The organism is Neisseria shayeganii 871, from assembly GCF_000226875.1.
GTDB classification, from domain to species: Bacteria; Pseudomonadota; Gammaproteobacteria; order Burkholderiales; family Neisseriaceae; genus Eikenella; species Eikenella shayeganii.
Window position 1 is genome coordinate 952,280 of the sequence record NZ_JH164926.1, and the last position, 12,770, is coordinate 965,049.

At 51.6% G+C, this 12,770-nt stretch carries 6 protein-coding genes and 2 pseudogenes; 4 read left to right on the top strand and 4 right to left on the bottom strand.

Going from position 1 to position 12,770, the window contains the following annotated elements; translation table 11 throughout:
* Positions 1-72 precede the first annotated feature (72 nt).
* Positions 73-258, top strand: a pseudogene (locus HMPREF9371_RS11595) (transposase); the annotation flags it as partial.
* Positions 259-344: 86 nt separating this feature from the next.
* Here the strand turns inward: HMPREF9371_RS11595 and alr are convergent.
* The 3 genes from alr to HMPREF9371_RS04380 all read right to left on the bottom strand — a co-directional run bounded on the left by alr (position 345) and on the right by HMPREF9371_RS04380 (position 4,957).
* Positions 345-1,403, bottom strand: a complete 1,059-nt coding sequence (gene alr / locus HMPREF9371_RS04370; RefSeq protein WP_009118721.1) for an alanine racemase — start codon at positions 1,401-1,403, stop codon at positions 345-347.
* 312 nt (positions 1,404-1,715) lie between these two features.
* Positions 1,716-2,660 (bottom strand): peptidylprolyl isomerase, encoded by a 945-nt coding sequence (locus HMPREF9371_RS04375; protein WP_009118722.1) that lies wholly within the window; start codon positions 2,658-2,660, stop codon positions 1,716-1,718.
* Entirely contained in the window at positions 2,657-4,957 is a 2,301-nt protein-coding gene (locus HMPREF9371_RS04380) for an LPS-assembly protein LptD (protein ID WP_156786992.1), read from the bottom strand. The genes HMPREF9371_RS04375 and HMPREF9371_RS04380 overlap by 4 nt, the downstream gene beginning before the upstream one ends.
* 71 nt (positions 4,958-5,028) lie before the next feature.
* Here HMPREF9371_RS04380 and amgK point away from each other — a divergent pair, with 71 nt between their 5' ends.
* Both amgK and HMPREF9371_RS11605 read left to right on the top strand, forming a co-directional pair.
* The gene (amgK, locus tag HMPREF9371_RS04385; RefSeq protein WP_040660157.1) at positions 5,029-6,033 is read left to right on the top strand and encodes an N-acetylmuramate/N-acetylglucosamine kinase AmgK; all 1,005 of its coding nucleotides are present in this window, start codon (positions 5,029-5,031) and stop codon (positions 6,031-6,033) included.
* A 138-nt stretch (positions 6,034-6,171) separates the two neighbouring features.
* Positions 6,172-7,074, top strand: a pseudogene (locus tag HMPREF9371_RS11605) (transposase family protein).
* Positions 7,075-7,284: 210 nt separating this feature from the next.
* On the opposite strand, the gene HMPREF9371_RS11615 reads toward HMPREF9371_RS11605, so the two are convergent.
* The gene (locus HMPREF9371_RS11615; protein ID WP_083813978.1) at positions 7,285-11,274 is read right to left on the bottom strand and encodes a pilus assembly protein; all 3,990 of its coding nucleotides are present in this window, start codon (positions 11,272-11,274) and stop codon (positions 7,285-7,287) included.
* Between the two features lie 713 nt (positions 11,275-11,987).
* On the opposite strand from HMPREF9371_RS11615, the gene HMPREF9371_RS04395 reads away from it, so the two are divergent.
* A complete protein-coding gene (locus tag HMPREF9371_RS04395) occupies positions 11,988-12,725 on the top strand; it encodes a hypothetical protein (protein ID WP_009118728.1) in 738 nt (245 codons plus the stop codon).
* The last annotated feature ends 45 nt before the right edge of the window (positions 12,726-12,770 follow it).

Genomic DNA, 12,770 nt, shown 5'->3' on the forward strand with positions numbered 1-12,770 from the left:
ATATCCTCTGAATTCCCGAAACTTGTGTCGGTGGAAATTTAGAGGATTTTTGGGGGGTTTTGCAAAGGTCTCAGAATGGCGGTGTTACGCGAAATGGCGCAGAAAGGAAAGCACATGATTTTGCCGCTTCCTCCGTATTCGCCCTATCTCAATCCGATTGAAAAAGTGTGGGCAAATTTTAAACGGGAATTACGGAAAATCGCTTCAGAGCATGCTTGTTTAGCTGAAATGTTGTCGGACGTTTCTTATTTTAGTTAGCTATAACATACGCCACAGCTTTTCAGGTAGCCTGACGCAAAAAAGCACGCCGGAGGGCGTGCTTTTTCTTTATTCTGCAGCTGGCTTTATTCCTGATACACAAAGGTGGCGCGCTTCACATTGCACAACAGTTCGTAGGCGATGGTGCCCGCACGTTCGGCCACTTCGGCCACCGATACGCGGTCGCCCCACAGTTCGACCTCGCTGCCGACGCCTTGATGGTGGTCGTCCAACTGCACGGTCAGCATGTCCATGCTCACCCGTCCGATGATGCGGCCGGCATGGCCGTCGATGGTCACCGGGCAGCCGTTCCCCGAGGCACGGGGGTAGCCGTCGGCGTAACCGCAGGCCACCACGCCGACGCGGGTGGAGTGTTCGGTTACGAAGGCCGCGCCGTAGCCCACCGGTTCGCCCGGCTGCAGGGTGCGCTCGGCAAACACGCGGCTGCTCAGGCGCATCACCGGGCGTAGATCGGCGCACGCGCCGGGGAAGGGTTCGATGCCGTAGAGGGCGATGCCGGCCCGTCCCCAATCCCGCCGCGCGGCGGGGTGGGCCAGTATGCCGGCCGAGTTGGCCAGACTGCAGGCGCCGGATAAATCGGCCACTGCCGTATCAAAAGCCTGCATCTGTTGCGCGGTCATCGGGTGATCCGGTTCGTCGGCACGGGCGAAGTGGCTCATGTTCACGATATCGGCCACGTGCGGGCTTTGCAGCAGCGCCTGATGGGCGGGGGCGAAATTGTGCGGGAAAAAACCGGCGCGGTGCATGCCGGAATCCATTTTCAACCACACGCTGACCGGCCGCTGCCACGGGTGGGCCAGCAGGCTTTCCAGCTGCCATTGCGTCTGCACCACTGGCCACAAACGGTAGGCGTCCACCTCGGCATATTCTGCCGCTTCAAAGACGCCTTCGAGCAGCACGATCGGGTTTTCGATGCCGGCTTGGCGCAATTCGATGCCCTCGGCCGGCGTGGCCACGGCAAAGCCGTCGGTCAAATCGGCCAATGCCCGCGCACAGCGTACCGCGCCGTGTCCGTAGGCATTCGCTTTGACCACGGCCAACAGGCGGCCGCCGTGAATGGTTTTCAAGGTTTCATAATTGTGGCGCAGATGAGCCAGTCGGATGGCGGCAACAAGAGGGCGCATACGGCACTTTCTGAAAGAACGGTTGGGAAGAAGGTGGCCTGGACAATCTGAATCCGGCGGGCGGCCGCTGTAAAAAGACGAGACCTTTGCAACACCCCCAGATGTGGATGTGCAGTTCCAGGCGTAGCAGAACAGCGAACGTGAACGCCAGGAATCCGCGTGGGACAGACCTATCATACAGAGAGGCAAGTGAGCGAGCAGTACCCTTAGGGCATAAACGCGCAACGCAGAAATACGCCGCAGATGAGGGTTTTGCAAAGGACTCAGGCTACCTGAAACGCAGCCGGCGTTCAGGTAGCCTGTTTCGGCTGCTTACATACGGATGGAAACGTAGCCGCCCTGATGCAGCTGTTGCAGCAGCCGCTGCATGGCGGCTTGGGATTTTTCCTGCACCAAGGCTTCACGCACACCGGCGCGGATGCGGTCTTCGCGGGAGTTGGGGGTGCGCACTTCGTTTAAGCGGATGATGTGCCAGCCGAATTGGCTGCGCACCGGGCGGCTGACTTCGCCGGGCTTGAGCGCGCTCATCGCCCGTTCGAATTCCGGCACGGTTTCGCCGGAAGCCATCCAGCCCAAATCACCGCCTTGTTGGGCACTGGTGTCTTGCGAATACTGGCGGGCCAGTTGGGCGAAATCCACACCGCTGCGCGCTTCCTGCGCCACTTGCAAGGCCAGGCGCTGGGCGCGCTCGCCGTCGCCCGTAATCAAAATGTGTTGGGCACGGTATTGCGGTTTCGGCTCGGCTTCGGGCAGGGCGGCACCGGGATTGCGGGCAATCACGGCTTCCACTTCTTCATCGCTGACCCTGGCTTCGCGCATGATTTGGTTTTGCTGCACTTTTTGCGCGATCAGGCTGTCGCGCACTTGGCGGCGCAGGCCGCGGCGGTCGATGCCCAAGCGCATTTGCGCGGTTTCAAACTGTGCCACGCTTTGACGGCGGGCGGCGGCAATGCGGGCGATTTCGGCCTCTACTTCGGCATCACCGGCATGTACATTGTTGCGCTTGCCGGCCTGCACCAGCAGCGATTGGTTGACCAGCTGCATCAGCGATTGGCGCTGCAGCTCTTGGTCGGACAGGCGGGTGTCGCGGTCTTGTTGGCTGCGGTTGTAGGCGACGGCCTGATTAAGCTCGCGTTGGGTGATGACTTCGTTGTCCACCACGGCCACGATGCTGTCCACCGGACGCACGGCGTCGGCAGAGGCTACCTGAAAAGACAGACTCAGGCCCAAAGCCAAACACAGGTTTTTCAATTTCATTTGCGGTTTACCTCTTCGATATCGGTGTAGCCAGGCACAGACTGGCGCAGGGGTTCGAGCGGATTGTTGCCCAAACTGCTTAAGTCGCGCAAGCGCAATTGCAGGAATACGGCGTTTTTGCTCAAGTTTACGCCGGTCACATAATGCTGGCCGACGGCGCTGAAGCTCCAGCAGCCGCAGCTGCTGATGTATTCCATGCCCAGCAAGTGCTCCACCGGTTTGCGCTCGGTGAAGGAATAGCTGTGGCGGCCGACCAGATACAGATTGCGGCTCACCGGCCATTGGAAAGCCACATCGGCCTGCCGGACTTTGCCGTAGATATTGTCGTAAATCTCGCCGTCGCGACGATACTGGTAGCGCATGCTGACGGTTTTGCCCGGCTCGGGGCTGTAACGCAGGCCGAGGTTGTATTTGTCGGCTACATTCAGCGTGGTGTTGTAATGCACATCGCCGTTCACCCAAATGCTGTCGGTGAGGCGGCCGTCGGCAAACGCCAACACATCGGAGCGCCCGCTGCCGCGCCGTGTCCGCCGGCCTTCCAAGCCCACATCGTCGCGGTTGAAATAGAGGCGTTGGCCGATGCCGGCACGCAGCCGCTCTTCGCCGTTATCCGCATTGTAAAGACGGGTTTGCACGGCGGTGGTGAGAAAGTTGGCGGCATTGATGCGGTCGTGGCCGGAAAAGCGGTTTTCCCGGAACAGCTGGCTGTAAGTGAAGCTGTTTTCCGCGGTATCGAACAAGGGCAGGTCTTCCTGCTCTTTGGTGGGGATGTAGGCATAAAACAGGCGCGGCTCCAAGGTCTGCACATATCGCCGCCCCTGCCAGCCGGCCTGGCGCTCGAAGGTCAGGCCGCCGTCCACGCTCACAATCGGCAACACGCGGCTGAGCGAACGGGCCGGTTTGCCGCCGGAGCTGTCCAAATCGTAATAGGTGGCGTGCAGTTGGAATTTGGGGCGCAAATAGCCCCACGGGCGGTTGAATTCAGCGCGTATCGCCGGACTGAGTACCAAACGGCTGCCTTGCTGTTTCCAATCGTGGCTGAAGCGGCTGAATTGGCCGTAAACGCTCACGTCGGCATAGGGCAGGTTGCGCGACCACTGGGTGATTAGGCGCGGCAACAGGGCGTAGGGCGCGTCTTCGTAGCCGTCGGCATTGGCCAGTGTCTGGTATTTCTGCACCGTCAGATAGCTGTCGAGGCGGCCGCCGCCCAAACGGGTTTGGTGGCTCAGCCAAGCCTGGCGGTTGAGGTTGACATTGGTGGCGATGTCGTTGCGTTTATAGAAATCGCGGTAGTAATCGTCATCGGAGACTTGATGGAAATCGATGCCGCCGCTGAGGGTATGGCTGAATTGGTGTTGGTGCACCCAGTCGGCCTGGGCACGGGTGTCGTGGCGGCTGAGCCTGTCGTTCGGCAAAACGGCCACATCCAGCTGCCCACGGTAGTCGGGCTGCAGATAGCGCAGCTGTCCGGCTACCTGAAGGCCGCGGCGGGTGTACAGCGTGGGCGTGAGCGTGGCGTCGTAATGGGGCGCCAGATTGAAGTAATAAGGCAGCGACACGCTGCCGCCGTCCGAGCCTATGCTCACCGTCGGCACCAAAAAACCGCTTTTGCGGTTGCCGTTGAGCGGAAAATCGATCCAAGGGGTGTAAAACACGGGTACGCCGCCCAAAACCAATGCCGCATTACGCGCCACGCCGACATTGCGGTCATAATCGGCTTCGATGCTGGATGCACGGATGTACCAGCTTTCGTCGCCGGGGTTGCAGGTATTGAAGCGGGCGTTCTCTAAGCGGTAGCGGTTTTCACCTTCTACCCGCACGGTTTCGCCGCTGCCCTGAAAACGGCGTTCGCCGTCGTCGGACTCGAAACGGGCATTTTTCGCTTCGCCCTGATGGGTGTCCAAGCGGTAGGTCAACGCTTCTCCGCTGACGCGGCCGCTGCCTTGCTCCAAGGTGAAGGTTTCCCCCGCCCGTACGGTTTCCTGAGGTTGATGGTAGTCGATCCAATCGGCCCGAATCACCTGGTCGTCACGCGAGACCACCACATCACCTTCCGCCCGCACCCGTACATCGCTCTGGCCGGCCACCCGTTCTGCCTCAATGCGGGTGGCGCCGTCTGCGGGCGCATTTCCCGCATCGGTACCTATTGGCTCAATCAGATGCTTGGGGGCATCCGGGCTGTCGCAGCGCACTCCTTCCTGAGCCAGCGGCACGGGCGCGGCGGCCAGGCTGCCGGTGAGACTCCAAGCGGCCAACACGGCCACAGCCACGGGATTCGGTCGGAATAAACGGAGCAAAAGAATCACCCTATTTCGGTTTTGCCAGTAAAATGGCGCGTATTTTAACCCGATTCCCACCGAAAACCATCATGCAACGAGAAAAAGAATTGCAAAACTGGCTGCGGCAGCGCTATCCCGAACAAGACTTCACGCTGGCCTTTGCCGCCGCCGATGCCGACTTCCGCCGTTACTTCCGCGCCACCTTTGGCGACGGCCGCACCGTGGTCTGCATGGATGCCCCGCCCGACAAAATGAGCATCGAACCCTATCTGCAGGTGCGCGATATTTTCTCCGCCGTCCATGTGCCGCAGGTCTTCCACCACGACACCGCGCAAGGCTTTGCCGCACTGGAAGACTTCGGCCGCGTGCCTTATCTGGCCGCCCTCGAACACGATACCCGGCCGGAAATGCATCAACTGCTGCTGCTCGACGCCGTAGATACGCTGGTGGAGCTGCAAAAATCGAGCCGGCCCGACGTTTTGCCCGTGTATGACGAAGCCGTGTTCCGGCGTGAAATGCAGCTGTTTCCCGACTGGTTTATGGCCAAAGAACTGGGCCGCAACATGAACTTCAAGCAGAAACAGCTCTGGCAGCAAGGCTTGGCCGCCCTGCTGCCCGTGCTCAATGCCCAAGCGCAGGTGTTCGTACACCGCGATTTCATCGTGCGCAACCTGATGCTCACCCAAGGCCGGCCGGGCGTGCTCGACTTCCAAGACGCACTCTACGGCCCGATCAGCTACGATTTGGTCTCCCTGCTGCGCGATGCCTTTATCGAATGGGAAGAAGAATTCGTGATCGACATCGCCGTGCGCTATTGGGAAAAAGCCCGCTCCGCCGGCTTGCCGGTACCGGCCGAATTCGATGTCTTCTACCGCGATTTCGAATGGATGGGCGTACAGCGCCACCTCAAAGTGGCCGGCATTTTCGCCCGCCTGTGGCACCGCGACGGCAAAGACAAATACCGTCCCGAAATCCCGCGCTTCCTCAACTACCTGCGCCGCACCACCCGCCGCTACGCGGCCTTAGCGCCGTTCTATGAACTGCTGCTCGAGCTGGTGGGCGACGAAGAACTGCAAACCGGCTATACGTTTTAATTTGAAACTGTTAACTTGGGCGGACAGGAAGGACTGGGAAACCAAATCAAATGTCTATGTAAGCTTCAATACACACAAAGCCACAACCAATGATGTATAGTCTCAGACTTTAATAGTTCGTTCCATTTTCTTCCCCGAATGGAAGGAAACACCACGGGACAAGTTCTTCATGCAAGCGCCACCACGACAGAGGCAAGCCGTCGAGCAATACAATGTAGTCAAGAGAGCCTGAGAACGCTGACCAAGTGGAAAAAACGCACCTCGGTAACCGACTTACCTACCGGACTCAAGCACCACCCAAGCAACCGCGCTCTACCGTGTTGTCCATCGAGAAAGATGGCGACCATTGTTGCTTTCCGCCAGCATACCCTGCTGCCGCTGGATGACTTTCTGTATGCCTTACAGCCTACCATCCCGCATCTGACGGTTCATCCTTGCACCGCTGCCTGAAACGTCACAGCATTTCCAGACTGACTGAACCAGAGACCGGCAAGCCCGTCAAAAAACGCTTCAAGCGCTATCCCATCGGCTACTTTCATGTCGATATAGCCGAGGTGCATACCACCGAAGGCAGGCTTTACCTGTTTGTTGCCATTGACAGAACTGCCAAGTTTGCTTTTGCCGAACTGCATAATCCCTCCACCAAGAGGGTGGTAGCGCAGTTTCTGCGCAAACTGATGAATGCCGTGCCCCACCTCATTCACACGGTGCTTACCGTCAACGGCATCTGATTCACAAACTGAGATCATTTCACCCCCATCTGCGGCGCATTTCTGCATTGGGCGCTGCTCGCTCACTTGCCTATCTAGATGATATGTCTGCGCTCGCTGCGCTGCTATGCCTTGAACTGCATCCACATCTGAAGGGTTTCAAAGGTCTCAAACTGAAGTCAAGCGCTTTCATGACGACGGCCACGCACAGCTATACCGGCATCTGATCAACTTCATGAACGCCTACAACTTCAGCCACAGGCTCAAGACCTCGAAGAGACTCACGCCCTATGAATTCATCTGCAAACAGTGGGGTGACCAGCCTGAATAGTTTAGAATGAGTCCGTGCCAGCTAATGGCGGGACAACAACTTAAGCTCTATTGATGACTCGCCTAATGGCGATATTTTTGATAAATAGCTACGCCCTACGAGGCAAAAATGTTGGCAAGATATCCAATCTTCCCATATTTTTTACTTCGTAGGGCTTAGATCTTTCCTGAAAAACGCTACATCAGCTAAATGTAAATGGCTCCTAAAACCTCAAATTCCGGTTTGGAAAATTTCACGCCATGATAATCTGCGCAGATATGGTTTACCGATAAGGGGGTTCAAGATAATTTCAAATCTACCGGTATCACCTGCCAGTAAAAGCACGGTCATTTCTTGGCCATTAGCCATAATTTTCCTAATAACATATTGAGGAGAAACCAAACCATGAATTTCCAGCATACCTCCAAGCAAGTCATTCTGGTCAAATACTCCATCACCATTGGTATCAAAAATTGGTTCGTCATACTGACCACCATTTTGAACATCAATTGAAATAATACTGGTTGCACCATTTACTGCGCAAATGTTCGTACTGTTTGAAACACGGCGTACCGCAACAAACTCTGCTACTTTATCTGCACGTATACCAGCCGGTGCCACAATTGCTTGTCCTGCTAATAATCTTAGTTTCCAGCCTTTATGAATATCATTGATTTCATTTTTAGTTATTTCATGTAGTGTTTTAGTACCATTGTCAAGACTATGATTAACTGTGGTAATACTTTGTTCCAATAAATCATGCTCATGAATTGGATTCCCATCTAACAGCAAGCCATAAGCATAATTTTGTGCCGTATGACTAAATCCCTCCTCATTCAGATACTGCCCTGTACCAACTACCAGATATGTTTTTCGGCCAATTTGCTGTACATAAGGAGCACCGGTAATCGGACGGACAGTAGAGGGCGTAAATAAACCACCGGGATGTGCGTTCGTCCAAATTCCCGAAGTATAGTTCACCTGCCAAATCTTACCATCTAGATCACCAGCAAAGATACTTTCTGGCACACCATCTTTATTACTATCGTAAACAAAGACTTCTCCGACACCAGCATTGCCTAATTCAACTTTCCAATAATTAGTACCCAATATCCACGGAGTACCAGTAGATTTGGTAATATCCAATATATAAATATGACCTTTATTACTACCGTTATTGTACCCGCTACTTAAAATTGCCAAAGGCGTACCGGAAATAGATTTAGTAATAACAGGCTTGGCAACAGTTAATCCTAAATCAGCATCATCTTCATCAGAAAACTCCCACATAATGTTGCCGGCTCCAGGTGTACTTAGATCTGTCACATCCAGCGCATAAACTGAAGCCCCACCCCTGCCTGCTGTCCCGATCAAGACTGACCTAGCCGCAGAACCATCACACACTTCTGCATACACAGGGGAGCCGTCATTTAAATATTGATGTGTGGTATCGGGAGTCGCGTATGCAGCTAACTTAGGTAATGCTGTTGATGGAATATAAGCCAATTTTTCATGGCCAGCCGAATCCAAAATGTGCAACATACCATCATTGGCAGCAACAGCATAGAAATTAGAGCGGTTTAAAGCTGTACTACTATAGGTACAACCTACAGGATTGATTGAAGGTTTCAGAATAGGTCTCACCGTCGGACTCACAACTGTGCCCATAATTTGAGTACGTGTACGCAGCCCATTTCCTTCTTGGCTCGGATCACCCAATACATACCGCACCAAATTCTGTGCGTCAGTAATGGGAGAAGAGTTTTGCGTTAAAGCTGCTTGAAATTGAGACAAATTCGCCACGTCAAATTTAACTGTCGAGCCCGAAGCAGACCGCGTATAAACATTACGATTAACAAAGCCGGTATTATGAAAATCCGTTTTCATAATAGGAGCCGCACGCCATTGTTCTGTATATAACAATCTGCGACTGGTTGCATCATAAGACAGCTCACTGGCAATGACATCACCCGAGAGAGTGCTGCCGTTATAAGAAGACTGCAAGACAAGCGGTCGTGCTGCACCATCTAAATTCAATACTTCACCTGATTGCACTACAGGACTAAGGGTAGCTTGAGAAGGGTCATGATAAGCGCCCGCGTTGTTGAATGCTTTATTTAGCGCTGCGATCATATTATCCGGATTATTGGCAACGGCAAAATTCCGAGGCATACCATCGGCAAACAAACTTGGCTCACTACTGTGACCCAGCGCATCATCCGTCCAACTACTGCGATTATCATTGGGCAAATCAACCGATCCGGGCTGATAATTGAATCCGCCATACTTAGCTGCCCAATAGTAAGTATTACCTCTAGTGCTCATAGGCGGCATTTTAGAATCACCCGTTTCCAATACATCAATAATAAAATTATTTCCATATTGGTTACCCGGAATATCGGTACGGATATCATGAGTACGCGCCCAAAATGCCAATCCCGCCATACCAGAAGGTGAGTTCTGAGCACCACGGTTTGCATTCCAGTCACTATTGCTCTTACCCTCTGCAACCAAAAGGCTCTTCAAAGCAGTTTCTGTAGGAATATTGTCTATCGGCGCTCCAGCCACTCCGAAATTAGGAAGTTTGTTATCATGCCAAGTATTGGTATCCCCGATATAAATAATAGTATTTTGACGGCATTGCGCTTCAGCACTATTCGCACCTGAAAGACCACGGGTCAGAGGATCATCCCAGTTGAATATAGCAGGGAAGCCATCTTTCATCGTTTCTGTAATGGATGACGGTTGGTAAATATTGCCGCCATTACGCAAATAACGCAGAGCAGTGTAATATAATTCTGAACCAGGATCATTTACCTTATACCCATTTGCATCACCAAACTTATTCATATAATTGATGACGCCACTATTATTCACACCGCTTTGTGCTGCATCATAACTATCCGGATTAATCACCAATTGACCTGTACTATCATCCCACTCCTTGCCATACACTACTGAGCCAACAGTTTCCGTTCTATCTAGATACTTCATTCGACTGCGCAACACCCCACCATCAACAGTATGACCAGATAGATTCAAATAACCAAATGCTGCCACGCGCATGGGTTTACTGTTAGCATTTCGCTCACGTCCATGTTTCTGAAGCAGTCCTTCCGGTTTTAAATTATTACCATAGGCAACACAGTTGCTTTCTGGCATGTCTCTTTTACATACCTCTACTACCACAGGCAAATTCCATTTGGGATTTCTCAACCCTCTGTTTTTAGCTCCTCGTATGGCAGCCACATAAGGGTGTCGCATATTATTATCGACTTTATCAAAGTCTAAATAAGCATAATTATAAGCGCTACCATCTTTAATCCGCCGCGCTGGCCGAATGGTAAAGCCTCGGTTAATAAAATAGAGGGTGTCATCATCAAATTCAGCGTCATTAGAAACTAATTGGTTATTATGTTCATAAACAAAGCCAGCTGCTCGGGGAATACTCATATTATTGTAACGAATATGACGCAGACTAGAACCCATCGGATCAGGAAATACCGCCTGCAAATAATATTCCGGCAATAATCGATATATCATAGACACATTAGGATTATCACCATTACGATTATTCAGCTCAATCCCTCTATACCTCAATCGATTACCAATATTCCCATTTTGACCACTAACCACATTGGCTCGGCGAATAAACGTGGCATTCACCGTATCTCCAGCACTGTAACTAGCCAATGTTGCATCTACACCGCGTGCACGATTTCCTCCTGTCATGGTACTACGGAAAATATCCAGAGCAGACATGCTCATCCAGTTCATGAAATTACCACTATACTCATCTTTGACACCATTGTTATTGCATAAGCCAACAAAACCATTCGCATCAGTCCGAGCCACAGATGAAGGAGAAAAATAACTACTTCCATCCCCATACGCACCTATGAATCTATAACACTTCCTGTTGTCAAAATAGCCGTTGTAATATACTTTTAGATCTCGATCAATACGAAAAGTCGGCTCGCGCCCACTAGCAAGATAACGGTTTGCAGTATATTGATTCTGTGAATAAGCTGCACCTGCTGTAGGAAACTCTACCGATAATGCCAATGCAATATTAGGTGCATACTGGACTGTTACACCTGCCAAAGGACTTTGACTGATATTTAGATTGGCAGAGCTTGCTGCCGCTGGCCAACTTAAAACAAAAGCGGCCAATAATTTCATCGGGGTTTTTATCATTTTTTTCTTAATTGCAGTAGACATAACAGCCTCCCATCAGGTTTAGCATTAATCAATTAATTTTAAAACTTTTCTAGATTCTTAGATTTAGATATGGAATACAATTAAAAGTAACATGTTGAATATTTAATTTAAGCAATCCAAATAAAAATAAATTCTAGATAGTTACTTTATGATTTATTTAAATAAAATCAAGACCAACAGTTACACAAAACCTACCTACAATCAATCTAATTTCAGATATGAATTTCTGAGCTTTCCAAATTTCTATATATTAAAAAAAATAATAATAAATTAAAAATAATAATAATATGTCTATACCACCATTGGAAGCACCATTACATAGATATAACAACCTATGGATTTTATTTATTCATAAAATTACTATTGAATCCACACCCTCACTCAACAATCCTAGGTAATTGGCGTGCCAAAACCATACAACCATGGGATTGCAGAGAAACCAGATTGATTTCAAATCATAAATATATTGTAGCGTATTCCGAGTTTGGCGAAAACTTGGGAGCGTCAAATTTCCAAGCAAATAAGATGCCAGATAAGCCATATTTTCAGGCGCCACACACCTGCAAGTGTCATACCCTACCTAGTCTTAAGCAAATCATCAATCCGCTGGCATATTTTCCCGCTTTCAGGTAGCCTTCCGCCATCCCTCGCCGGATGACACGTCCTACCCTACAACTCCCAATCTCAACTCATATCATATAAGGAGAACACTGATGACAAAAAAACTGCTGGCCTCCGCCTTGCTATCTGTCGTGCTGGGCGCTTGCGCCACCACTGCACCCGACGGCAATGTGCCCGCCAATACCGCAGCCTTAAGCGCCGCTGCCGATTATGCCGGCAAACAGCTGCGTCAAAGCGAGCAAAAAATCATTGCCTATTACAACGCCGACGGCGAACTGGCCCAACAGCCGATGCGCGGCGGCTACTACCGCATGCTACTGGGCCGCAACGCCGACGGGAAAGCCGTGGTGCAGGATTTCTACCAAGACAGCCAGACCAAACAAATCAATGCCGTGGTGGTGCCTGACGACAAAGATTTACAAAACTTTGATGTTGCGGTTACCGAAGGGCGCACCATTTGGTACACGCCGGAAGGGCGGGTGACAAATTTTGTCGATATTCAAAACGGCAAAAGCCTGCGCAGCGGCTATTATGACGAGCAAGGCCGTTTGGCGCTGAGCATCGAAGGCGATCAGCAAAGCAACAAATGGAGCATGTCCGGTTTTTATGAAAACGGCAAACCGGTTTTTATGATGCGCACGCAAAACGGCAAAATCGATATGCTTTATTTCTATGAGAGCGGCGGCAAAATGGCGCACGTCAACCAGGCGGAAGGCAATACAGCCTTTTGGAAGGAAGACGGCAGCCAAGCGGAAAGCGGCGATGCCGTGCCGGCACTGCGAAAAACCTTGGAACGCTCGGAGTATCTGACGCGCAAATATCTGCGCTAAGCCGGATAATGTTTTCTTGCTCACGATAAAGGCTGAGACCTTTGC

Excerpts from the sequence above, each read along its gene's own strand:
- alr (WP_009118721.1), bottom strand. The coding sequence starts at position 1,403 with ATGCGCCCTCTTGTTGCCGCCATCCGACTGGCTCATCTGCGCCACAAT.
- HMPREF9371_RS04375 (WP_009118722.1), bottom strand. The coding sequence starts at position 2,660 with ATGAAATTGAAAAACCTGTGTTTGGCTTTGGGCCTGAGTCTGTCTTTT.
- amgK (WP_040660157.1), top strand. The coding sequence starts at position 5,029 with ATGCAACGAGAAAAAGAATTGCAAAACTGGCTGCGGCAGCGCTATCCC.
- HMPREF9371_RS11615 (WP_083813978.1), bottom strand. The coding sequence starts at position 11,274 with ATGTCTACTGCAATTAAGAAAAAAATGATAAAAACCCCGATGAAATTA.
- HMPREF9371_RS04395 (WP_009118728.1), top strand. The coding sequence starts at position 11,988 with ATGACAAAAAAACTGCTGGCCTCCGCCTTGCTATCTGTCGTGCTGGGC.